Source organism: Vibrio sp. SSH13-20, from assembly GCF_040104475.1.
In the GTDB taxonomy this organism is placed as follows: Bacteria; Pseudomonadota; Gammaproteobacteria; order Enterobacterales; family Vibrionaceae; genus Vibrio; species Vibrio harveyi.
The window spans coordinates 522,964-544,569 of the sequence record NZ_JBECOU010000001.1 but is presented as its reverse complement, the minus strand read 5'-3'; the positions used below and the strand labels follow the sequence as shown (position 1 = coordinate 544,569).

The 21,606-nt window shown below is 44.9% G+C and carries 24 protein-coding genes; 11 read left to right on the top strand and 13 right to left on the bottom strand.

Annotated features, from left to right (window positions below; genetic code table 11):
• Positions 1-272: 272 nt before the first annotated feature.
• Positions 273-536, bottom strand: coding sequence for a hypothetical protein (locus ABMY42_RS02570; RefSeq protein ID WP_005453751.1), 264 nt, complete (start codon positions 534-536; stop codon positions 273-275).
• A 322-nt stretch (positions 537-858) separates the two neighbouring features.
• Between ABMY42_RS02570 and ABMY42_RS02565 the strand changes: the two genes are divergently transcribed.
• A complete protein-coding gene (locus ABMY42_RS02565) occupies positions 859-1,107 on the top strand; it encodes a YgjV family protein (protein ID WP_009696088.1) in 249 nt (82 codons plus the stop codon).
• A 122-nt stretch (positions 1,108-1,229) separates the two neighbouring features.
• Here the strand turns inward: ABMY42_RS02565 and ABMY42_RS02560 are convergent, their stop codons facing one another.
• The 3 genes from ABMY42_RS02560 to ABMY42_RS02550 are packed head-to-tail and all read right to left on the bottom strand — an operon-like array spanning position 1,230 to position 2,431.
• Entirely contained in the window at positions 1,230-1,472 is a 243-nt protein-coding gene (locus ABMY42_RS02560; protein ID WP_009696087.1) for a hypothetical protein, read from the bottom strand.
• A gap of 41 nt (positions 1,473-1,513) precedes the next feature.
• The gene (locus tag ABMY42_RS02555; RefSeq protein ID WP_005433583.1) at positions 1,514-1,729 is read right to left on the bottom strand and encodes a DUF3820 family protein; all 216 of its coding nucleotides are present in this window, start codon (positions 1,727-1,729) and stop codon (positions 1,514-1,516) included.
• 3 nt (positions 1,730-1,732) lie between these two features.
• On the bottom strand, positions 1,733-2,431 hold the full coding sequence (locus ABMY42_RS02550; protein ID WP_152164169.1) for a DUF3313 domain-containing protein: 699 nt from the start codon (positions 2,429-2,431) through the stop codon (positions 1,733-1,735).
• 161 nt (positions 2,432-2,592) lie between these two features.
• Between ABMY42_RS02550 and ABMY42_RS02545 the strand changes: the two genes are divergently transcribed.
• On the top strand, positions 2,593-2,901 hold the full coding sequence (locus ABMY42_RS02545) for a cysteine-rich CWC family protein (protein WP_045418186.1): 309 nt from the start codon (positions 2,593-2,595) through the stop codon (positions 2,899-2,901).
• A gap of 60 nt (positions 2,902-2,961) precedes the next feature.
• On the opposite strand, the gene ABMY42_RS02540 is transcribed toward ABMY42_RS02545, so the two are convergent.
• A complete protein-coding gene (locus ABMY42_RS02540; protein WP_050908828.1) occupies positions 2,962-3,306 on the bottom strand; it encodes a HopJ type III effector protein in 345 nt (114 codons plus the stop codon).
• A gap of 498 nt (positions 3,307-3,804) precedes the next feature.
• Here ABMY42_RS02540 and ABMY42_RS02535 point away from each other — a divergent pair, with 498 nt between their 5' ends.
• Positions 3,805-5,574, top strand: a complete 1,770-nt coding sequence (locus ABMY42_RS02535) for a choice-of-anchor I family protein (RefSeq protein ID WP_349265922.1) — start codon at positions 3,805-3,807, stop codon at positions 5,572-5,574.
• A 95-nt stretch (positions 5,575-5,669) separates the two neighbouring features.
• Here the strand turns inward: ABMY42_RS02535 and ABMY42_RS02530 are convergent, their stop codons facing one another.
• Entirely contained in the window at positions 5,670-6,008 is a 339-nt protein-coding gene (locus ABMY42_RS02530; protein WP_349265921.1) for a 4a-hydroxytetrahydrobiopterin dehydratase, read from the bottom strand.
• Positions 5,998-6,792: a phenylalanine 4-monooxygenase gene (phhA, locus tag ABMY42_RS02525; protein WP_349265920.1), complete on the bottom strand. Its 795-nt coding sequence runs from the start codon at positions 6,790-6,792 to the stop codon at positions 5,998-6,000. Before phhA ends, ABMY42_RS02530 begins: the two co-directional genes overlap by 11 nt.
• 221 nt (positions 6,793-7,013) lie before the next feature.
• On the opposite strand from phhA, the gene ABMY42_RS02520 reads away from it, so the two are divergent.
• A complete protein-coding gene (locus ABMY42_RS02520; RefSeq protein ID WP_349265919.1) occupies positions 7,014-8,984 on the top strand; it encodes an acetoacetate--CoA ligase in 1,971 nt (656 codons plus the stop codon).
• A gap of 63 nt (positions 8,985-9,047) precedes the next feature.
• Here ABMY42_RS02520 and ABMY42_RS02515 read toward each other — a convergent pair whose 3' ends face one another.
• Complete coding sequence (locus ABMY42_RS02515; protein WP_005453728.1) at positions 9,048-9,746, bottom strand: class I SAM-dependent methyltransferase; 699 nt, start codon at positions 9,744-9,746, stop codon at positions 9,048-9,050.
• Between the two features lie 49 nt (positions 9,747-9,795).
• Here ABMY42_RS02515 and ABMY42_RS02510 point away from each other — a divergent pair, with 49 nt between their 5' ends.
• Positions 9,796-10,674 carry a LysR family transcriptional regulator gene (locus tag ABMY42_RS02510; RefSeq protein WP_017188876.1) on the top strand — a complete coding sequence of 293 codons (879 nt, stop codon included), beginning with the start codon at positions 9,796-9,798 and terminating at the stop codon, positions 10,672-10,674.
• A 174-nt stretch (positions 10,675-10,848) separates the two neighbouring features.
• Positions 10,849-11,742 carry a cation diffusion facilitator family transporter gene (locus tag ABMY42_RS02505; protein ID WP_050938438.1) on the top strand — a complete coding sequence of 298 codons (894 nt, stop codon included), beginning with the start codon at positions 10,849-10,851 and terminating at the stop codon, positions 11,740-11,742.
• Positions 11,743-11,863: 121 nt separating this feature from the next.
• Here ABMY42_RS02505 and yddG read toward each other — a convergent pair whose 3' ends face one another.
• A complete protein-coding gene (gene yddG, locus ABMY42_RS02500) occupies positions 11,864-12,766 on the bottom strand; it encodes an aromatic amino acid DMT transporter YddG (RefSeq protein ID WP_272760408.1) in 903 nt (300 codons plus the stop codon).
• Between the two features lie 129 nt (positions 12,767-12,895).
• Here yddG and ABMY42_RS02495 point away from each other — a divergent pair, with 129 nt between their 5' ends.
• From ABMY42_RS02495 to ABMY42_RS02480, 4 genes are all read left to right on the top strand, one after another.
• A complete protein-coding gene (locus tag ABMY42_RS02495) occupies positions 12,896-13,042 on the top strand; it encodes a hypothetical protein (RefSeq protein WP_005453721.1) in 147 nt (48 codons plus the stop codon).
• A 12-nt stretch (positions 13,043-13,054) separates the two neighbouring features.
• Positions 13,055-13,705 carry an isoprenoid biosynthesis glyoxalase ElbB gene (elbB, locus tag ABMY42_RS02490; RefSeq protein ID WP_050923462.1) on the top strand — a complete coding sequence of 217 codons (651 nt, stop codon included), beginning with the start codon at positions 13,055-13,057 and terminating at the stop codon, positions 13,703-13,705.
• Between the two features lie 334 nt (positions 13,706-14,039).
• Positions 14,040-15,188 carry an L-threonine dehydrogenase gene (gene yiaY, locus ABMY42_RS02485; RefSeq protein ID WP_005442614.1) on the top strand — a complete coding sequence of 383 codons (1,149 nt, stop codon included), beginning with the start codon at positions 14,040-14,042 and terminating at the stop codon, positions 15,186-15,188.
• Between the two features lie 149 nt (positions 15,189-15,337).
• Entirely contained in the window at positions 15,338-16,414 is a 1,077-nt protein-coding gene (locus ABMY42_RS02480; RefSeq protein WP_349265918.1) for a PQQ-dependent sugar dehydrogenase, read from the top strand.
• A gap of 28 nt (positions 16,415-16,442) precedes the next feature.
• Here the strand turns inward: ABMY42_RS02480 and ABMY42_RS02475 are convergent, their stop codons facing one another.
• Positions 16,443-17,438, bottom strand: coding sequence for a S66 peptidase family protein (locus tag ABMY42_RS02475; protein ID WP_349265917.1), 996 nt, complete (start codon positions 17,436-17,438; stop codon positions 16,443-16,445).
• Between the two features lie 124 nt (positions 17,439-17,562).
• Between ABMY42_RS02475 and ABMY42_RS02470 the strand changes: the two genes are divergently transcribed.
• Positions 17,563-18,177 (top strand): HAD family hydrolase, encoded by a 615-nt coding sequence (locus ABMY42_RS02470; RefSeq protein ID WP_005442617.1) that lies wholly within the window; start codon positions 17,563-17,565, stop codon positions 18,175-18,177.
• 108 nt (positions 18,178-18,285) lie between these two features.
• On the opposite strand, the gene ABMY42_RS02465 is transcribed toward ABMY42_RS02470, so the two are convergent.
• The 3 genes from ABMY42_RS02465 to ABMY42_RS02455 form a co-directional block, all read right to left on the bottom strand.
• A complete protein-coding gene (locus ABMY42_RS02465; protein ID WP_005388254.1) occupies positions 18,286-18,765 on the bottom strand; it encodes a Dps family protein in 480 nt (159 codons plus the stop codon).
• Between the two features lie 300 nt (positions 18,766-19,065).
• On the bottom strand, positions 19,066-21,066 hold the full coding sequence (locus ABMY42_RS02460) for a methyl-accepting chemotaxis protein (protein ID WP_349265916.1): 2,001 nt from the start codon (positions 21,064-21,066) through the stop codon (positions 19,066-19,068).
• A gap of 121 nt (positions 21,067-21,187) precedes the next feature.
• A complete protein-coding gene (locus ABMY42_RS02455; protein ID WP_005375589.1) occupies positions 21,188-21,541 on the bottom strand; it encodes a hypothetical protein in 354 nt (117 codons plus the stop codon).
• Between the last annotated feature and the right edge of the window lie 65 nt (positions 21,542-21,606).

Here is a 21,606-nt window from a genome sequence, read left to right as displayed (position 1 = left end):
GCTCATTGCCTAACGTCTTTACGAAAGACCTTTATAAATTATTTTAGTTTATCGAAATGTGATGCGCATTAGCTCACAATGCTGATTTAACTAACAATCAACTCAATAAACAATCAAATTTTGAACATTCAATACGCTTTAGACATGTTATCTGTGTTTCATCACAACAATGGCATTTGTCACCATGGCAATACATTACATAACCATATGAAAACATAAGCCTATTAATTAAAGCTTAGACCTTAATTGTAAAAAGTAGAAACCAGCAGATTTTAAGCGGTAAACATCATCCCGCCAGTACCGATAAGAAGCGGTAAAAAGGCAAATAAGATGTCATAAGAAGAGGAGCGTTTTGCAAGTCGAATAAGGAATGGAGAAGAGAAAAACATCACCATAAGGTATTGGACAACATAGTCAGAAGGGATAAGAAGTAGCATCAACACATGTGTTAAAACGTGAAGAATCACGCCCCATGTATGAGGTTTAGTACGCATCATTAGAGCAAACGAAAACAAGAAACTGATGGCTACTGGCATAATATCGACTTAATTGTAAATAATTCTCATTTGCAATAGTATGCGATAATTCTTATTTCTTCAACTTTGTTTTATCTATTGGTGACATCGTTATTATCAATCAACATAATAAGTAAAATTATCAATGATTTTTTTCCTAAACGTTTGCGTAATCGCTAACCTTCTCTTAACCTTGATTTGAGGCTTTCATCACGGTTTTTCCATTGCTATAGTTCACCCATCAAAACGAACAAGACCATTCGAGGCATGGAGCTTCCTCGTTAATCTCAAGATGAGAAGAAGTGGTACCGACAGAATTCGGCAGATTTAAGAGGGTCAAATAATGGAAATGAATATGGTTGAGATTCTAGGCTACGCGGCTTCAATCATGGTTGCAATCTCACTAACTATGAAAGATATCGTTAAGCTTCGTATCCTTAACTTTATCGGCTGTGCGCTTTTCACAGCTTACGGTTTGATGATTGATTCATGGCCAGTAGTACTAACAAACGGCTTTATTGCATGTGTTAACGTGTACTTCCTTGCGAAAATGCAACAGGAAAAAAAAAGCCTAGCGCCTGAAAAAGCCTAGTTAAAACGAATTAAGAAAGCCCGTAAGCGTGATGCTACGGGCTTTTTTGTGCGTTCTAGATCGCGAAAAAGTATCAAAGAAGCCAATAAGCCAGACATAAAAAGCCCTGCTCCATTCGCTTATTACTTGGACTGGAGCCCCGTCTTCTGCGCAAACTCTTGCATTGCCTCAGCAAACGTTGTGGTTCCGCCTTTAGCTTGGACCTGAATCACCTTATACCCCATCTTTTCCAACGCTTGGCGTTCTGCCAAAACCGCTTTGTCATCTTGCTGACTGCCCTTTGCAGGTTGATGAAGGTAGCACCCTTCTAGTTGACCATCTTCGACCAGTTGGTGGTGTTTCAGTGCATTAATATCAAAATTCATGGTAATTCTTTAAATCAAAAATAGGGAGTTTCTGTGGCAGGCTACATGCGCTTTAAAGGCTTAACAACACTGTCCAAGCCTTCAATTTTAAGTGCGAGGCAGAGCTTTAGCAGTTCGCCTAACTCCCCTTCCGGAAAACCTTTTTTATCAAACCAGAGTAGGTATTCTTCTGGAAGATCAATAAGAACACGCCCAGCGTATTTGCCAAACGGCATTTGCATTCGAGCGAGTTTAATAAGGTTTTCTTTTTCTAACATATACTACGGAGTCTGTTGGGATAAATCTTGGCTAAGAGTAACACCCAAGCGATCGACCCACCAGTTAATTGCGTCTTTAGCATCGTCTAAAGAGTCAATCATGGTTGAGAAGTCTTTGTTTCCTGCTTGACGATCAATCGCCGCGAACAAAGGCGCATCACTCTCAGAATCGCTCACCAGTAACTCCACCGTCGCTGAGCCTACATTGGTGTGCTCACCTGTCGTTATTTTTGAGATGGTAGAAATCCCCAAGCCAACCGGCAGAATGCTTGAGGTGACAGCAAGAACGGGATTCGGCGTTTCCACATTACTTACCGCAATGCTCAAGCGAAGTGTTGTTTCACCGGGTTGGTCGACAATCTTTTTGACAGGAGAGATGCGCGCTTTTAACTGCTCAACCATGTAAGTCGTCAATTCATTGATTTCTTCATCATCGAGCTCAGATTCTTGAACCACAACCATCACTCGATCAATTACCACGCTGTCGTATTCATCCATTTTCTCTTTCAAACGAGCAGCATCGCGCAAGCCTGCTCTCGCCCAAACGAGATCGACCCCACCCTCTGGACCAGGACGAAAATCTTTATAACTGGTGAATTTCGTCGCACTGACGACGGGGCCACCAGCACATCCACTCAAGATGAAACCCAGAGATACAACTACCGTCGCCTTAAACAAGCGCTCAACCAATGACTTAAACATACCAACTCCTCAAACTTTGAATATACAGTTTATCATTCCATATAAATTTGACCAGTATTTATTCACTCAATAGCTATTTTGTTGAGTCAAGGATAGAGATTCGCGAAGTATCATTTCATGTTAAAGTACGCCGCTTACTGGAAAGCATAACGAGAAAAATAATGAAGTCACCTTGCCGCGCAGCCTGTAAAAATAACGGCGGAATCTGTTCTGGTTGCCACCGAACCATGGAAGAAATCGTGCTGTGGAAAGATAAGTCTGATGCTCAACGAGACGCGATCATCGAGCAATTGGTTGGAAATGACTCAACCCACTCTTGCCCTGAGTGTGGCACGAATGCGCACTGCGATATTGCTGCGGGGAAAGAGACGTGCTGGTGCTTTGATATTGAGACCAGAGATCTACCCAAGCCAGAAGCGGGACAGCTTTGTTTGTGTCGTAAATGTTTGGAGAAAAAGCCAGTCGCCTAGCCTATCGAATATAGGACATAACGGACTGGCTATCATTGAAATGAAGGTAAGTTCTGCGAACTATTTCTGCGCTAACGCTTGGGATTCGAACTTCACGCCATCCCAGCCTGTCACCATAAAGTTACGAATGTTTTGATGGTCGTTGTTCTCTGGATGTGCCAATACGTCATCTCGGTAGAAGCGACCAAAACACGCCAACGTTGCTTCTTTGCTTAGGTTATTCAATTGACCAAACGCGAAGATCTTGCACGAGCCGTTATTCTCACCTGCATTATTGTGCGTTTCACCATTCACAAAAGCCGCTGGCGTAAACGCGTAGTTTGCCTCTATCGCTGCCATTGTCGTTTCAAACTCTACTGTCTCAGGTGATGCCGTTAGCGCATCCAAAAATTCTTTAAGTTCCATTATTTCTAGTTCCTAGTGTCTTTTCATCTCAAGTGTTCGACATACGTTCTGATTAAAACTGACACATTTGTTTCATCAAAAGCCAATATAAGAGTCATAAATCATAAATATATTCAGAGCCTTATTTAGGGGCTGTTGACCTTTCGAGCTGATTTTTGCAGCGAATTGTTGGACATTTATACAAGGCAGAGACTTTGCTATGTAGCTAGCCTACATGAGAAGTCGATAACGCGGTAGAAATGACCAACAAACGCTGCCCGGAGGGTTCGGCTAAAATCGTTTCATGCTTTGTTAAGGAGTATTTGCTTAGAACGACTAGGCGACACACTCCTTGCCTCGCCTAAAACGATTTTATCTCGAACAAAATTTAACCGCGAAAGATCAACAGCCCCTCATAACACTTCAATCAATGCACTATTCCTCACTGTTGTAGTGAATGAATAGATATCTAATTTAGGTGCATTGAGCAACATTGTATCTGCTTAATAAGGAAATATCATGACCACCCCATTTAAGGCAATAGGCGTATTGGCATTATCTTCACTTGCCATCGCATGTTCATCTCAACCTGACGATTCTCTCTCTTCGTTTGCAGCCCAATGTAAAGCATCGGTAGCACCTGTTGCTGGGGAGACATCCATCCAAGGTTTGACCTTTATGGGAACGTCTATCGCTGACGCACCGTTCGATACATCAGCAGCAGAAATCGTTCAATATGATGCGTGTACTGACAAGCTTTACGTGGTCAACGCTCAAGAAAAGCGTGTCGATGTGCTTTCTATGGATGACAACAGCGCACCAACGCAAACCGCATTCATTGATCTCAACAGTGCAGGTGAAGCGGCAGGCGTTGAAATTGGTGCGGCAAACAGCGTTGCTGTCTTTAATGGTTTAGTCGCTGTAGCGATTGAAAACAGTAATAAGCAGGCGAATGGCATTGTTGGCTTGTACCGCTCGGATAATTTGTCGCTAATCACCACCTTCCCTACTGGCGCATTGCCGGACATGGTTGGCTTCTCAAAAGACGGCAGATACATTGCGACAGCAAACGAAGGTGAGCCAAATGGTGACTACAGCGTCGATCCAGAAGGCAGCATCACATTGATCGACTTGAGCCAAGGCGTAAACCAAGCAGAAGTCACGCAGATTGGTTTCAATGAGTTTGATGGTACACGTAAGTCTGAATTACCAGCTGATGTTCGAATCTCTGGTCCAAATGCCACGGTGGCGCAAGATCTTGAACCGGAATACCTCACTTTTGCAGACAATGGAAAAATCTACGTTGCACTGCAAGAGAACAATGCAATGGCAATCGTAAACCCTGAAAGCAAATCGGTAGAGAAGATTGTGGGTCTGGGCGAGAAATCTTGGTCTGATTCAAAACTGGATGCTTCGAACAAAGACAAAATCATTGGCAACTTTAAGAGCTACCCTCAACTGGTTGGTCTATACATGCCAGATACCCTCGACAGTTATTCGGTAGATGGCAAAACTTACATCCTCTCTGCCAACGAAGGTGACGGTCGTGAATATGGCTTCAAAACAACACAAGCTCTATGTGACCAAGCAGGCTTTAAGTGGGATGAAGACGATTACCTCGGTACAGATGAATATACTTCTGAACAAGGCACCTGTTTAAGCCATGTTGATGAAGTGCGCGGTAAGAAGCTGAAAGTTGCGGCAGATCACCCGCTGGCAGAGGCGCTAAAAGACAACAAGCAACTCGCGCGTCTAAAAGTGATTAAGCCAGAAAAAACGCTTTCTGCGCAAGACAATGTTCAAGCCTTTGGCGCGCGTTCGTTCTCTATTTGGGATGAAAACGGTGAGTTGGTTTTCGATAATGGTGACGATTTCGCGACCATCGCATTAATGAATGAAAGTAAGAACTTCAACAGCACCAACGATAGCAATGACAGTGGCGATGACCGCAGCGACGACAAGGGCATTGAGCCAGAAGCGATTGAAGTAGCACAAATCAATGGTCGTCATTATGCGTTCATCGGTTTGGAGCGCCAAGGTGGCATCATGATTTATGACATCACAGACCCGAAACAAGCGCAGTTCCTGCATTACGTAAACCGTCGTGATTACAGCCAACCAGTTTGTACAGAGGTGGAAGATGGCGAATGCACGAACGACACTTACAATCCAAAAGCAGGTGATTTGGCTCCAGAGTCAATCAACTACTTTGCTCGTAACGGACAACACTTTATCGCGGTTGGTAATGAAGTGTCAGGTACGACATCTGTGTTTCGAATTGAGCTTTAATACCCACTCTTCAAGAGAACAAAATTAAAAGTAAAGCGCCCGAACTTCAGTCCGGGCGCTTTTTGTTTATAACGAGTGAGCATAATCACTCAGCTCTATTCCTCAATCACCAATGCATCGCACTTCGAAGCACAGATAAAGTCGTTCTTATGCAGACCTTTAATAGAATGGCTCCACCACGTGATGGTCACTTTGCCCCACTCCAGCAAGATAGATGGGTGATGGAATTCATCTTCTGCAAGCTCGGCAATCTTGTTGCTAAACGCCCACGCTTGTTTGAAGTTCTTAAACTTATAGACCTTCTCAAGTTGAGGAATCTCATCTCTCTCAATGATCTGCCAATCTGATAATTGCAGCAGCAAAGACTGTTGTTCCTCTATACTAAGTGCAATGGCATCGATACTACAAGCTTCGCATTTTTGTTCATTCAACATGAGCAGGTTCCTTTGGTTCAAAAAGTGGTGGAAGCAATCCGGCTTCAATCGCTAGATCGGCTTGTTTCAATAAATTCAGTTGGCTAATTTGGAAAAGCTGGGACAAATCTTCAATCACGTAGTATTTCGGCTGCATGATATCGATGCGGTAAGGGGTTCTTAGCACAGTTTGCAGGTCAAACTCGTCTCTAATCGCGATGTCGCTTTCCAATGAATAGATGGTTTCTCCCGGAGATGAAAGGATGCCGCCACCGTAGATCTTGGTTTTGTTACCCTCTTGAACCAAGCCGAACTCGACTGTAAACCAATATAGACGCGCAAGGTACCCTCGCTGCTTTGGTGTCGCGGCTTGTCCGAGCTGTCCGTAATGCTCGGTAAAGGCGGCAAAATCAGGGTTGGTGAGCATGGCACAATGACCGAAGATCTCATGGAAGAAATCTGGCTCTTGTAGGTAATCAAACTCTTCTCGTGTTCTCAAAAACGTCGCGACTGGGAAGCGTTTATTGCCAAGCAAATTGAAGAAACGATCAAAGTCGATCAACGCAGGTACTGGCTCCACTTGCCAGCCCGTTGTTTCCATCAAAACACGATTGATTTCGGGCAGTTGTGGCACGCGGTCATGAGGCAAATCGAGTAGCTTGAGTCCATGTAGATACGCGTTGCATGCACGGTCTTGAGTCACGCTCATTTGTCTTGTTACCAAGTCGCGCCAAATGGCATCCTCTTCATGGCTCCATTCTACCCTTCCATCCTGATCGACGGGTTTTGAATGATACTGAGTCATTGCACATCTCCGTTAACAAATCCTTTACATTAAGCCTATCTACACTCTTTTGTCCTTCCAATCCCCTGACCATTTTCCACTCAAAATTCAGGTGTAACATTTTCTTTACATTAACGCCTAACACATTGATATACATAAGGAGCTAGTTTCTCCAACGAGTTTGACTTTATTTCTTGTTCACCTCAGACTGAAAACGTTAAAACTTTGTTATAGAGGGAGCTATGCGCGAGAGCAACAAAGTCTGGCAGCCGACGAAAGATCGAATCGAGCAAGCCAATATCACGCAGTTTATCGAGCACATTAATCGGCAGGGTTTCAAGCTCAAAAACTACTCTGATTTGCACCAATGGTCTTTGGAGCATAACGAACATTTTTGGAAAGAGGTTTGGCAGTTTTGCGACCTAATTGGGACGCAAGGTGAAATGGTCAAAGCAGTAGGCGAAAGCCGTTGGCAATCACCAATGCAAAATCGAGATGCCGTGTGGTTCCCTCAAGCTCAAGTTAACTACGCAGAGAACCTGCTTAGTTTGGCAGAGCAACAAGCCGATGAGCTAGCGATTTGGTTTGAAAACGAGCGCGGCGACAAACAGACTTACACATGGAAACAGCTTTGTGATGAGGTCTCGAGCGTTCAGCAATGGTTAGTCGAATGTGGCATCAAGCACGGCGATGTGGTTGCAGGTTATTTACCACATATGCCACAAACCGTTATTGCAATGCTAGCCACCACCAGCTTAGGCGCGACTTGGACGTCCACCTCCCCTGATTTTGGCGTAGAAAGCGTTATTGAGCGCTTCGGGCAAGTGAAGCCAAAGGTTCTCTTTACCTGCGATGGTTATACCTTTAATGGAAAAACCTTCGATATGTCGGAGAAGAACCACCACATCGCGGATCATCTCGATGGACTGAAACAAGTGTGCCAGATCGGATACCTCAAACCGCATGTGTTCGAATGCGATGTTTGTACTCACGATTGGCAAAACATCATTAATCAGTATTCCCCAGCTCCGTTGCATTACACTCGCGTGGAATTCAATAGTCCGCTGTTTGTGCTTTATTCCTCTGGCACGACGGGCAAGCCTAAGTGCATCGTGCATTCTGTTGGCGGTACGATTCTTAATCATCTTAAAGAACATCAACTTCATTCAGATATTCAGCCTAAAGACCGCGTCTTTTACTACACAACTTGTGGTTGGATGATGTGGAACTGGCACGTATCTGCTCTAGCGAGTGGCGCGTGCTTGGTGATTTTCGACGGGAGCCCGGTTTATCCAGCACCTAATGTGTTGTGGGATTTAGCTCAGCGCGCCGAGGTGAGTCTCTTTGGTACTGCCGCCAAGTACCTAGAGGCGATAGAAAAAGCCGGACTGTCACCAATCCAAGATTACTCTCTCCCTGCTTTAAGAACTTTGTGCTCTACGGGCTCAGTGCTTTATCCAGAGCAGTTTGATTACGTGTATCAACACATCAAGCAAGATTTGCACTTGGCTTCTATTTCAGGCGGAACAGACATCTGTGGCTGCTTTGTATTAGGCAATCCTATCTCGCCTGTTTATCGTGGTGAGTGCCAGTACGCCGGCTTGGGTATTGATGTTCAAGTGTTTGACTCGCAAGGTCAAAGCGTGAGTGTACAACGCGGTGAGCTCGTCTGTGTCAATTCCATGCCTAACTTCCCTGTCGGCTTTTGGAACGATACAGGGGAGCGCTACCACAACGCGTATTGGGACAAGTTCGATGATATCTGGCATCACGGTGACGATGTCGAACGCAGCGCCAAAGGTGGGTTTGTTTTTTACGGTCGTAGCGATGCATTGTTGAATCCTGGCGGTGTGCGCATCGGCACAGCGGAGATTTATCAGCAGGTAAATGCCATTGAAGGTATCGTCGATTCCATTGCCGTTGGTAAAGAGATCGAGCGAAACGAACAAATTTGGCTGTTTGTTCAGACCGTTTCTGGCGTCACTTTAGATGACAGGTTAGTAGCAGAGATTAAGTCGCGCCTCAAAACGTCCTGTTCGCCAAGGCACGTGCCAAGCCAAATTTTCGCCATCAGCGACATTCCTAAAACACGCTCAGGAAAGTTGGTAGAACTTGCAGTCAAACAAGTCATAAATGGTAAGGAAGTCGAGAATTTAGGTGCGATTGCGAACCCGGATGTTTTAGAAGAAATTCGACAACTCACGTTTGTCTAGCTAATCAAAGAAAACAAAAAAGCGAGCTAAACAGCTCGCTTTTCTTATGTTCTTTGTCGGAGATTAACGGCGACCTACACCCATTAATACTGACATTGTGTGACCGTCTGATGTGATTTCGAAGACCTTCTTCGTTTCTACCTCAGTAAAGCCGGCTTTGATAAGTGCGTTTTCTGATTTCGCTAGCGTGAAGCCTTCTTTTGCTGAATCTGCGATCCAATCAAAATGCACGAAGTGACCACCAGCGTTAAGTAACGAGTGAGCAATCTCTAGAGACGTTTCGTAGTCTTCGATAAAAGCCAGAACTGAAGAAGCAACGACTAAGTCAAACTGACCACGGAATGCTGGGTGCTGAGCAACTAGACCACGCGTCAATGCGTCAACAACTGGTTCTACATTCTCTAACTCTTTCTTATCAAGCTCTTCAATCATGGCTTCAGATGCATCCAGCGCCACAATCTCTTTTGCGGATGGCGACAATAGTTGGCTTAACTGCCCTGTCCCACATCCAAAATCCAATACTTTAATGCCATCAAGCTGAGTAAGCTGTTGTAACTGTGCAAACACCGACTGAGCAAATTGATCTGTTGCTGGGTTAGATTCCCAATTCTTTGCTAAGCCGTCCCAATCTTGTGCCATCGTGGCCTCCATGTTCACTTCTTGTAACCCCCATAGATTACCGCAAAAACGCCAAAACACCATAGACTTATCTGGCGAATCCGTGTTTTTTTCGATAATCTTTCTAAGCGTCAGTACGCTCATTCATCTACGTTATCGATTCTCATCTTTTTAGTTTAGGTCTTTTTTAATCATGAACTTAACTCAAGTCGAAGCTTTTTGTACCATCGCCGAATATGGCTCCGTATCGGAGGCTGCGCGTCAACTCGATTGCAACCGCACCAAACTCAGTATGGCAATTAAAGCGCTTGAGAAAGACTTAGACGTCGAGCTATTCACTCGCACAGGCAATCAACTAACGCTCTCGGAAGCGGGGAAAGCCATCTTCAAAGACTGCGAAAACCTGCTCGTAACCGCACAACGAATCAAAAAGACCTGCGCTCAAGTTTCTGACGGCTTCAACGCTGAGGTCTGGGTGGCACGTGACGACTCGCTGCCAGACGAACTGTGGCAAGAGCTATCTCATACTCTAAACAATCGCTTCCCATCGACAACCTTCAACTTAATATTGGCGTCCAGTGGTGACCTTTCAAATTTAGTCAGTACACAACAAGTCGACTTTGCATTTGGCGTGGACTACGAACGTGTCGACGATCCGCATATTGTCTACAACCCTCTAGGCAAAATTCGCATGATGTCAGTATGCAGCTTCGATCACCAACTCAGCAAAATGCGTCGCGTCACCGATGAAGATTTGCGTAACCAGATGCAAGCTTTGATGGTGTATTTGAATGAGAAAGACAACCCCGAGCTACAACCCTTTTCTACTCGATACATTGGCTTCTCCAGTTTTGACTACATGCTGAACACCATTTTAGAAGAAGATGCATGGGGCGTATTACCAGAGCCATTGATCCGACATTACTTGAGACATCAGAAACTTGCGGTGATCAAACACACCTATGGTTTGACGCAAGAAGACTACTGTATGTTCGTACCAAATGGACAAACAGAGCATCCTGCAATGAGTTGGTTGGCCGATAAGTTAAGCGAGTATTTATTCGACTTCTAAACATATTGCAGTGAGCGTCAATTATATTGACAGTAAAATTCAATATTAAGTCATTGAAAATAAAAACATAATTCAAAATCAACATTTTATCGTTTAAATGTCACACAGTTTTCATTTGCTTAAATTTGCCCTAAGGAGAAGAATGTAAGGGTGTAATAATTTAAGGCATCTTATATGTGTGACAGGACAAGCAAAAACGAAAACCGTATCCTAACCTTCTCAGCCCTTTTAGCATCTGGGTTTGCAATTGGAGGGATGGTACTTGGCTTGCTTGTTGGGTCGATCGTCATCGTTTTTGACGGTGTTTATTCTCTAGTCAGTCTGCTGTTAACTTTATTGTCACTGGCAGCTTCTTACTACATCAGCAAGCCATCAAAATCTATTTTTCCTTTCGGCAAAGCTGTACTTGAACCTATCGTTATCGCTATTAAAGCCGCTGTTATTTTAGTGGTGGTTTCTTTCTCATTATTTTCAGCGGTAACCGCGTTGATGACAGGCGGTCGTGAAGTAGACGCTTCCATCGCAACCATCTTCGGTGTCGTTAACGTGATTGGTTGTGGTTACGCTTGGTGGTTTATGGCGAAGAAAAGTCGTCGTTTCTCATCAGGTTTGATCGAAGCCGAGAAAAAACAATGGCAAATGGATACGTTGTTAAGCGTGGCAGTAACGGTTGGTTTTATCGCTGCATGGTTGGTATCACTAACACCATACGCACACTACGCGGTCTATGCAGACCCTATGATGATGGTCTTGATGGGCTTCTACTTCCTTAAAGTACCATTTGATATGCTAGTTGGTGCCCTACGCGAACTGTTAATGATGACACCAAGCAAAGAGTTGTGTCAGAGCGTTGGTAAAGACGTTCTTGAGATTGAAAAAGTGACTGAGCACCAATTGAAACTGGCTGGCGTAACTAAAGTTGGTCAAGAACTGCGAGTAAATGTGGACGTGCATGTGGATGACGACACGCTAGAGCTTGATACGCTAGAACACACTCGTAAGCAACTTACTAAGCGACTATCGAAGCACAGATTCAAGCTTCAACTGAACTTGAACGTCGCTTATTAGAGCGCCACCAAACAATCATTAGAACTCAAAAGAAAAGCTCCCAATCTCGGGAGCTTTTTTCTTGCTTTGATTTGAACCTGAAAGACACTCAAGCGTGCTCTACATATTTCTATACCAGCGTTCATCCCGCCGCTTCGCGCTTCTCTTTGGTGACCAGCCAACACATCAGCGAACCAACCGTTACCATTACGACTCCTTGCCAGAAGCTGTGGCTTAGAGTGACGCCTAGAATAAGAGAGGAAAACAGAGCAGAAAAAATCGGCGTAAAGTAAGACAAGGTTGCGAGAAACACCATATTGCCGCCCACAATCGCGATGTTCCACAATCCGTAACCACCCGCCATTAAAGCCGCAGACGCAATTAAGTACCCCATCGCTTCCCAACTGAATGCCATTGGCGGCTCATCAGTAAAGGCGTATTTGATCCACAAAGACACCGCGGTCGCGATAAAAAACAAAGTAATCGCGTTGTGCTTCGATTGTTGTCTTTGAGTCAGATTGCAGTACACCGCCCAGATGACTGCGCCTGCAAATGCCATGAAGTAAACAATCGGATTGCTACTGATGTTCGCCACTAACTGCGTCGGTGATAAACCGCTATCACCACTGACCGTCCACGCCACACCAATGAATGCCAACATAACTGCCGGGTACAGTAACCAGTTCGGCTTTTTGTTACTGCCCAATACCGCAAACAAAACGGTTAGTGCCGGCCATAGATAATTGACGATCGAGACTTCAATCGCCTGAGAACGAGAATTGGAGTAGCCCAATGCCAGCGCGAGGAAGATCTCGTAGCAAACAAACATCGCTCCACCCAGAACTAAATACTTGGGTGAGAAATATGACAGTTTTGGGATGCCAACCACAATCAACAGAAAAATGGAGCTCAGAGAATACAGCATGGCTGATCCACCCACGGGTCCCAAACTTTCTGTCACCAATCTTGCGATGCCTAGCAAACAGCTCCAAGAGAGAATGGCGATACAACCATAAAGGGTGAAACGAAACTGATAGGATTGCATGTTATCTATGTGACCTACTGCTCATGAATGCCAAAGGAAACTGCAGCTTAACTCAAAAATGATCCGCTTCAACGTACTCTTTTTCCAAAATCGGTATAAAAACCACTCTATTAAGCGGTTGGAGTCGATATGAAACATTTTCTGCCTTCGAGTGTCATGCTGACACCCTTTGTTGTGCGCTACTATGAAGAAGACGACGAGAGTGAAAACGTTGAAACACATTCGGAAACGCATGGTCTAGATAGTGAAGAACAATCTAAGGAACGTTCAGAGTAAAGGAATCCAATCATGAAAAAAGTCGCAGTCATTTTAAGTGGTTCAGGCGTTTACGACGGTTCTGAGATCCACGAAGCAGTATTGGCGCTCTACGCCATCGAGAAGGCAGGTGCAACTTGGCACTGCTTTGCACCTAACATTGACCAACTCCACGTCATCAACCACCTAACTGGTGACGAAATGGATGAAACACGCAACGTCTTGATCGAATCAGCTCGTATCGCTCGCGGAAACATTGACGATGTCGCCAAACTTAACGTTGATGAATACGATGCCCTACTACTTCCAGGTGGATTTGGTGCCGCGAAAAACTTAACCGACTTCGCCGTTTCGGGTGCGGAGTGTTCGATTAATACTCACGTTGCCCAAGCGTGTCGTGCATTCGCTCAAGCGGGCAAACCTGCAGGTTATTTATGCATCGCACCAACTATTATCCCTATGATTTACGATCAAGGTGTAAAAGGCACAATTGGTAACGATGAAGCCACTGCAGCAGCATTCGGTCATATGGGGGGGGAGCACGTCAATTGTCAGGTGGATGAAATCCATTTCGATGAAAAACACAACGTGCTTTCAACACCAGCTTATATGTTAGCGGAGAATATCTCCCAAGCCGCGTCAGGCATTGAAAAACTAGTAGATAAGTTAGTTAAAATCTCCTAAATAGAAAACGTTTGCTTAAAACACACCATTCCAATCCCCATTGATAGACTACATATTAATGGGGATTTTTTATACTTTAGTCTAATTGAGAGATAAACCGTACGAAACTTGTTATTTTTACCAATCGTTTGCGTAATAAATAAATCATTTCCTATCTGTTGCTTTAATGTTGCACCAACAGGGTGTGCAACAAGATCCATTTCACACTTTAACTCTTAACACTACTACTTAGGGGGTAAAATTGCGCTAGATCAAATAGGAAACTTCGTCAGGTATGCAAGAGTAAATGACAGATTAAGAAAGATTATTAAAAATAACGACGGAGCAATGTTATATGACAAGTGCATTTTTTATCCCTACTGTAAACCTAATGGGCGCTGGTTGTTTGAAAGACGCAGCAGACAGCATCCAATCTCAAGGCTTTAAAAAAGGTTTGATTGTTACGGATAAGATTCTTAACCAAATCGGTGTAGTAAAGCAGGTTCAAGATCTACTAACAGAACGCGACGTAGCAACTGTTGTGTTCGATGGCACTCAACCAAACCCTACTATCAGCAACGTTAACGACGGCTTAGCACTTCTTACTGATAACGAATGTGACTTCGTTATCTCTCTAGGCGGCGGTTCACCACACGACTGTGCGAAAGGTATCGCGCTTGTGGCTTCTAACGGCGGCAAAATTGCAGATTACGAAGGCGTAGACCAGTCTGCAAAACCAATGATGCCACTTATCGCAATCAACACGACTGCGGGTACTGCATCTGAAATGACGCGTTTCTGCATCATCACTGACGAAGAGCGTCACATCAAGATGGCTATCGTTGATAAGCACACAACACCGCTTATCTCAGTAAACGATCCAGAGCTAATGCTAGCTAAACCTGCTTCGCTAACTGCGGCAACAGGTATGGATGCCCTAACTCACGCGATTGAAGCTTACGTATCTATCGCGGCAACACCAATCACTGATGCGGTAGCAATCAAAGCGATTGAGCTTATCCAAGCGTACCTACGCACAGCAGTGAAAAACGGTGAAGATCTAGAAGCTCGTGAACAAATGGCATACGCACAGTTCATGGCGGGTATGGCGTTCAACAACGCGTCTCTAGGTTACGTACACGCAATGGCACACCAGCTAGGTGGTTTCTACGACCTTCCACACGGTGTTTGTAACGCGATTCTTCTACCTCACGTACAGCGCTACAACGCGCAAGTATGTCCTGAGCGTCTACGTGATGTAGCAAAAGCAATGGGTGTAAACGTAGAAGGCATGTCTGCTGAAGCAGGTGCAGCGGCAGCAATCGACGCTATCGTTACTCTAGCGAAAGATGTGGGTATCCCAGCAGGTATTAAAGAGCTTGGTGCGAAACTAGAAGACATCCCAACACTAGCAGACAACGCACTGAAAGACGCTTGTGGTTTCACTAACCCTAAACAAGCAACTCACGAAGAAATCTCTAAGATCTTCGAAGAAGCGATGTAATCTCGCTACATAAACAATTCTCTAGCCTTAATTCAATCCCCGATCTCGTATCGGGGATTTTTTACATTCTTATACAATCCATGCTCTGCAAAACGTTCTCTTTTAGTGTTAGCTTTTAAGCATTAATGCGATTCATATTGGAAGGAACCATGAGAACGATTGCTGCAGCCCTACTCGCTTGTTTATCCTTTTCTGCCAACGCTGCCGAATACCGCGCTAACGAAGTGGCGAATGGATTTCAGATCCCTTGGGGGATCGAGTTCTTAGATAGCCAACGCGTAATCGTCAATGAAAAGAACGGTACGGTTTCGTTGCTAGATATCACCACAGGCAAACCTCAAAAGCTGTTTAACGTTCCCGATGTGAATACCAGTGGGCAAGCTGGCTTATTGGATGTCGCGCTCGCACCGAATGCCGATACGCAAAATCCGCAACTCTTCTTTACCTACAGCAAGCGTACGAGCAAAGGCAATACGGTGGCGTTAGCGACGGCGCAATTGCAAAACAATCATCTTGTGGGTTGGAAAGATCTCTTTGTTGCTGATGCCATCACCGATACAGGTCGCCACTACGGCAGTCGAATTTCATTTATTGACAACAAAGTTTACTTCTCAATCGGTGACCGTGGCGAACGTGATAATGGGCAAGACACTCAAACCCATGCTGGCAGTATTCTGCGCCTTAACCTTGATGGTTCGGTTCCACAAGACAACCCATTCAAATCTTCCGAAGCTCGTCCTGAGATATGGAGTTACGGGCACCGCAACCCACAAGGTATGTTTTACGACGAAGCAACAAAACAGCTGTGGTCGATTGAACATGGACCACGCGGCGGCGATGAAATTAATTTAATCAAGAGAGGCGCGAACTACGGCTGGGCAAAAGTCTCTCATGGTAAAGAATATTGGGGACCGTTGGACGTCGGGGAAGCTAAGTCGTTACCGGGAATGGAAGATCCAAAGTTGGTATACATCCCTTCTATCGCACCCAGCAATATGATTTTGTACCGTGGCGATAAATACCCAGAGTTGGACGGAAAAATCCTCGCCGGTGCATTGAAACTGGCGCACATCAACGTGGTTTCTATTGAGAATGGCAAGCTCACCGAATCAAAAAGATTGATGGAGAATCTTGGTGAGCGAGTAAGAGATATAACCATCAGCCCCGATGGTTATATCTACTTTTCTACCGACAGCGGCAAAATCTTTCGTCTTGAGGAGAAATAGTTTTCTCTGACGAACGAGTCAAAAAAAGCTAGCTCTTTAAACTCACTGCCACCGTTTCATTGTCAAAATCGAGCGTCATGGTCGAGCCCAATGGAACGGTGAGCATTGGGTGGGTATGACAGCTGTCAAAGTCATACAAAATTGGCAGTGGTTGACCGTTAAGTACTTCTAGTAACACGTCTATAGGTGCTCGTCCTGTGCCTTTATCATTGAACTTTTCATGCTTGCCTAGCACAACCGCACCAACTTTATCAAACACACCAGAGAGCTTGAGCAGCGCAAAAGAACGTTCGACCGTTTCAATGCCCTGCAAACAATCTTCCACTAGCAAAATATCGCCTTGTTCGATACTCGGCATAAACTCACTTGCCCAAATACCCGTCATGGTATTAAGGTTGCCGCCAATCAAACGCCCTGTGATCTTGCCTTCACCTTTGAAGTGCCAATGGTTTCGCAAGGTTTGCTTTGCGCGGTCTTGTTCGCCCCACTCTATCCATTCATCCGTCCACCCTTGAGGCATTGCGTATTGATGCTCCAAGCCATCTAATGTATTCACTATCGATTCGAACGAAGCGAAGGTCTCGTCCACCAATGGCGGGAATTCACCCAGAGATGCCACCAAAGCAGGACCATAGAAAGTGACGATGCCAGTTTGTGCGTAAATGCCCATAAGCAAAGCTGTCACATCCGAATAGCCAACAATGATCTTAGGATCTCTCTTCAATGCCTCGTAATCAATGTAAGGCAGCAAAGAGTTACTGTTGTAACCGCCAATGGTCGACATAATACAGCGCACTTCAGGATCGCGAATCAGCGCATTCAATTCTTCTACTCGCTCTTGAATCGAACCCGAGCGGTATTGGTCAGTTTTACCCGTTAAGCTGCCTGCTTTTAGCTGGTAACCATGGGATTCCACATACGCTTTGGCACGCTCAAAACGCGCTGGTGCAAATACCGTGGCTGGGGAGGATGGCGAGAAAAAGCCGATGGTGTCGCCTTTTTGTAATGGTTTAGGAATGATCATGCGCGTCCTTGTTTTGTGATACATGGTTGATTTATTTTCGTACAATCTAAGCAGAAGAATCTAAACTTAACAATAACCTTTTGTTTTTTAAAACGATAGTTCGGTTAAGTTGTACGAGGTCATTATGATTCCATTCCCTTTACAGCTCGATAAAATTAAAGCCGTGGTGTTTGATTTAGACAACACCTTGGTGAGTTCTGATATGAACTTCGGCGAATTGCGACAACAGCTGGGTTGTCCGCAGAGTGAAGATCTATTGGATTTTGTCGACGCACTTGAGCATCCTCATCATCGAGAGCACGCTCATAACGTGATATTTGATTACGAGATTTCTGATGCTGAGCAGTCTGCTCCAATGATTGGCTGCCATGAATTGCTCGCCCACTTGCATCAAAATGAAATCAAAACCGCTATCGTGACACGCAACTGCCAAATCGCCACGCAGCGCAAACTAGAGCACAACCAAATCTCTGTGGAGCGAGTCATCACTCGTGAATGCTTCCCGCCCAAGCCAGATCCATTGTCTTTGCAGGTGTTGGCGAAAGAGTGGCGTTTGATGCCGGATGAAGTGCTTTATGTCGGCGATTACCTTTACGACTTGCAGGCAGCGTATAACGCTCAGATGCCCTCTTGCCTTGTTCATCACGGTAATCAAGAAACCTTCAATGATTCAGCCTCGTTGGCGCTTAATGAACTCAGTGATTTATTGAGCCATTTCGAATCCTTACCACGTAAATAAAGCACACATATAAAATACGCAAACAAAAAAAGGGGCACCAACGTGCCCCTTATGACTTATTCCCGATTGTTTCATGCGTTCCCAAGGATTGCTTGAGTGATGCGCTGCTTAGCCTTGTAGGTAAGCGTTAAGCATCCACATTAATTTTTCTTGCTCACGGATGTAGTCACCCATCAATGCCGCTGTACCTTCGTCATCTGCTTCACCCGCGTTTTGTAGAATCTCACGCTGTTTTAGAAGTAGAACGCTAAAGCCTTGAACTAGGCCTTGTACACACTCCTCACCAGAAGTCGCGTTTTGATGTTCTTTAATTTCACTTGCTTCCAAGTAGTTGCTGAATGCGTGCGCTGGCGTGTGACCCAAAGTTAGAATACGCTCTGCAAGCTCATCGATTTTTGTTTGTAGATCAGTGTAAATCTCTTCAAATTTTACGTGCAGTTCGAAGAATTGCGCACCTTTAATGTTCCAGTGGTAACCGCGAGAGTTCATGTACAACACTTGGTAATGCGCTAGCAGTTGATTTAACTGTTGAGCTAGTTGTGCTGATTGTTCGCTGTCTAGACCAATTAGGCTTACTTGTTTGTTCATAATCTTGCTCCTAGAAGGATGATACCAATCGTAGTAACGAACGATTCTCTTACCGGGATTGGTATAAAGTTTAAAAATTCTTTTGCAGTATTTGCTGCCGATGGAGTCATATTACGACTCCGGCTCGGTGAAGAAAATTTGGTTTTAACTATGATTTAAATAGCTAAATCCAATGAGCAAATAGACGAATATCGGCGTATCATCCAACAAAAAGCCCCAACCCTTTTTGTGTAAAAAGGATTGGGGCTTTTTTACTATTTGGTTAACGTTCAAAAGTAGATGAACAGACGTAAACCTTATCTACGCCGTTTTAAAAGTTGCCATCTGTTGATTCAGCTCAGTAACTTGTTCTTTTACTTGCAATGACGTCTCTGATGCACGTTGGCTGTTATTCGAAACCTCGTCCACTGATTGTGTAATATCAGACATCAATCCAGTGATCGAATTGGTTGCATGCGATTGCTGCTCTGCCGCTGCAGCAAGTTCTGCCATTTGTTCATTCAAAGAACCGATTTGCTCAGTAGTAGCGAGCAAACGAGTGACCGCTTTTTCAATGTGCTCTGCCCCCTGCTCTGCAAGTGATTGGCTGTGTTCAATCTCCTCAACCACCGAATTAGTCGAACGTTGAATCGCATTGATGATGCCGTTGATTTCTGTCGTCGATTGAGTAGTGCGAGTCGCCAGCATACGTACTTCATCCGCCACAACCGCAAAGCCTCGTCCTTGGTCACCCGCACGCGCTGCTTCTATCGCCGCATTCAATGCCAGTAAGTTAGTTTGTTCTGCTAAGCCTTCAATCACCTCTGTAACTCGACCAATGGCTTCGCTCTCTTTGCTTAACTGCGTCACTTGCGTGCTCGCGGTTTCAATGCTGCCATGTAAGCTTTCCATGGTGACTTTGTTTTGCTCTAGTGCATCGCGACCTTGTTCAATCTCGCCTTTTGAATCAGAAAGCTTCTGCACCGATTGATTGGCTTGATCTAGGGTGTTACGTGCGGCTAAAGCGATTTCATCCAATTGGCTTCCCATTTCAACAATGCTGGTCTGTTGCTGCTCTACATTCGATGACGTGACTTGCGCCGATTCCAATAAAGCCCCCATGCTGGTATCCACTTGGTGCGCTTTCTCACTCACCCCTGCCACGATGCTCGCTAACGATTGGTTCATACGGTTAATCGAATCGGTAAGGTCTGCCAATTCATCTTTCCCAACAACGGTGAGCGGAGGCTGAGAAACGTCTCCTGAAGCGATCGTCTTTGCTCGTTCCGACAAGTTCTTCACTCGGCGCCCAATGGTATTACCCATGTATTTTGAAATCGCTATCGCGGCAAACAAAACCAACGCTGCCGCAATCAACATAGTGGTGAGTACGTTCTTGATCGATTGATTGATACCCTGTCCGCTTTGATCTGCACGACTTTGTTGAGCCAATACGATCGTCTCTAAGCTTTGGTCTAGTGCATCCGCTGCTGGCAACAGTTCATTCGCCATTAACAAGTTTGATTCATTCCACTCTGGCGATTGACGCAATGCAATTACCTGCTCTGCTAAAGGAAAGTACAGCTGCTGCATTTCCTTAAACAGGGACCACAATGATTGGTCGTTATCAGTCAGTCTGTCGAGTTTACTGTCGATTTCCGCCACGGACTGATTGTGGTACTTAATCAAGTCGTGGTATTTGTCCAAATGATCTTGCTGCCCGTACAACAGGAAATCTCGCAAAGCAGACAGAGCATTGGCGAGCGAGGTATAGCTGTCGGCGTAGACTTTAAACAGACGCTTTCTGTCTCCACCAAATGGGTTTCCTGACTCTTCATTGATTAAGCTTTGAAGCTGATCAAGTGCCACTTCTGCAATTGGTGCCGCTTCGTTAATAAAGAGGTTGTGCGCGGGTAAGTTCTCGTCACTGTGGCTAAGTTCAATCAGCTTGTTCAAAGAGACTTTGACCGCATCCCACTGGCTTTGAATCGCTTGAAAATCCTGTTCAGAGATCAAAGCCTGCAACGTTGGAAGCGACTCGTCTGTAGATGCCATGATATTGCGCACGTCCTCACTCAGACGTGCGCTCGCCTCTTCATCGCCACCTAGTAACATGTAGGCTCGAATAGAAGACAGCGACGCTTGAACGGACTGTTGGATACCGCGACTGGTGTCGACGGTCGGTAAATCGGATTTAAGTAATGAAGAGGCGTATTGCTCTACGGTGGTGACGTTGCGATACGTGAATACCGCTGATGCCATAAAAAGTACGGCTAGCAGCACAAAACTGAGCTGCAACTTCCCTGATATCGTAAGGTTCATCCATAAACTCCTGACAACGATGAGCCTTAAATATAACGATGTTTACAAAAATGTTAAATACAAGTATCAAAAGTTACTAAGAAAACCATGTAAACCACTATTTCAAGCCAATAAATGGGACTTATTCGAAGTATGGTATGCGCTCACTACGTAAAATCAGATAATTAACGTAAGTGGTTTCTAAGCAGTCTTGCTCCCACAACGAGAGAATCCGCTTGGTGGCGAAGTAGTAATCTTTATTACGCAGTAGCACGCCCACCGTACGGCTGAGCTGCTCAAAGCGCTGTTGCTCATTAGCAGAAATGTAATTATCTTCATTCTGAATGATGGGCGCCAATCCATCGGCAAACCAATTGTTCAGAATTTCACGCATCTCTAGTTCTGACTCCGGCACATCGATACTCGACAACTCACGATGCTGTGGTGGTGGCACTATGTACTTCGATGCTTTTGGCGAACTAACATAACGGTACATGTCGCTCCTCCTTGTAAATGACTCTTATACCCAAGTGACTTCAAGATGCAGGATTCAGAGCGTTG

Coding starts and splice junctions, on each gene's coding strand:
- ABMY42_RS02455 (WP_005375589.1), bottom strand. CDS start 21,541: ATGTACCGTTATGTTAGTTCGCCAAAAGCATCGAAGTACATAGTGCCA.
- ABMY42_RS02560 (WP_009696087.1), bottom strand. CDS start 1,472: ATGAATTTTGATATTAATGCACTGAAACACCACCAACTGGTCGAAGAT.
- ABMY42_RS02515 (WP_005453728.1), bottom strand. CDS start 9,746: ATGAGCGTACTGACGCTTAGAAAGATTATCGAAAAAAACACGGATTCG.
- yiaY (WP_005442614.1), top strand. CDS start 14,040: ATGACAAGTGCATTTTTTATCCCTACTGTAAACCTAATGGGCGCTGGT.
- ABMY42_RS02505 (WP_050938438.1), top strand. CDS start 10,849: ATGTGTGACAGGACAAGCAAAAACGAAAACCGTATCCTAACCTTCTCA.
- ABMY42_RS02475 (WP_349265917.1), bottom strand. CDS start 17,438: ATGATCATTCCTAAACCATTACAAAAAGGCGACACCATCGGCTTTTTC.
- phhA (WP_349265920.1), bottom strand. CDS start 6,792: ATGACTCAGTATCATTCAAAACCCGTCGATCAGGATGGAAGGGTAGAA.
- ABMY42_RS02520 (WP_349265919.1), top strand. CDS start 7,014: ATGCGCGAGAGCAACAAAGTCTGGCAGCCGACGAAAGATCGAATCGAG.
- ABMY42_RS02565 (WP_009696088.1), top strand. CDS start 859: ATGGAAATGAATATGGTTGAGATTCTAGGCTACGCGGCTTCAATCATG.
- ABMY42_RS02495 (WP_005453721.1), top strand. CDS start 12,896: ATGAAACATTTTCTGCCTTCGAGTGTCATGCTGACACCCTTTGTTGTG.
- ABMY42_RS02460 (WP_349265916.1), bottom strand. CDS start 21,066: ATGAACCTTACGATATCAGGGAAGTTGCAGCTCAGTTTTGTGCTGCTA.
- ABMY42_RS02510 (WP_017188876.1), top strand. CDS start 9,796: ATGAACTTAACTCAAGTCGAAGCTTTTTGTACCATCGCCGAATATGGC.
- ABMY42_RS02480 (WP_349265918.1), top strand. CDS start 15,338: ATGAGAACGATTGCTGCAGCCCTACTCGCTTGTTTATCCTTTTCTGCC.
- ABMY42_RS02530 (WP_349265921.1), bottom strand. CDS start 6,008: ATGTTGAATGAACAAAAATGCGAAGCTTGTAGTATCGATGCCATTGCA.
- ABMY42_RS02470 (WP_005442617.1), top strand. CDS start 17,563: ATGATTCCATTCCCTTTACAGCTCGATAAAATTAAAGCCGTGGTGTTT.
- yddG (WP_272760408.1), bottom strand. CDS start 12,766: ATGCAATCCTATCAGTTTCGTTTCACCCTTTATGGTTGTATCGCCATT.
- ABMY42_RS02535 (WP_349265922.1), top strand. CDS start 3,805: ATGACCACCCCATTTAAGGCAATAGGCGTATTGGCATTATCTTCACTT.
- ABMY42_RS02555 (WP_005433583.1), bottom strand. CDS start 1,729: ATGTTAGAAAAAGAAAACCTTATTAAACTCGCTCGAATGCAAATGCCG.
- elbB (WP_050923462.1), top strand. CDS start 13,055: ATGAAAAAAGTCGCAGTCATTTTAAGTGGTTCAGGCGTTTACGACGGT.
- ABMY42_RS02465 (WP_005388254.1), bottom strand. CDS start 18,765: ATGAACAAACAAGTAAGCCTAATTGGTCTAGACAGCGAACAATCAGCA.
- ABMY42_RS02540 (WP_050908828.1), bottom strand. CDS start 3,306: ATGGAACTTAAAGAATTTTTGGATGCGCTAACGGCATCACCTGAGACA.
- ABMY42_RS02550 (WP_152164169.1), bottom strand. CDS start 2,431: ATGTTTAAGTCATTGGTTGAGCGCTTGTTTAAGGCGACGGTAGTTGTA.
- ABMY42_RS02570 (WP_005453751.1), bottom strand. CDS start 536: ATGCCAGTAGCCATCAGTTTCTTGTTTTCGTTTGCTCTAATGATGCGT.
- ABMY42_RS02545 (WP_045418186.1), top strand. CDS start 2,593: ATGAAGTCACCTTGCCGCGCAGCCTGTAAAAATAACGGCGGAATCTGT.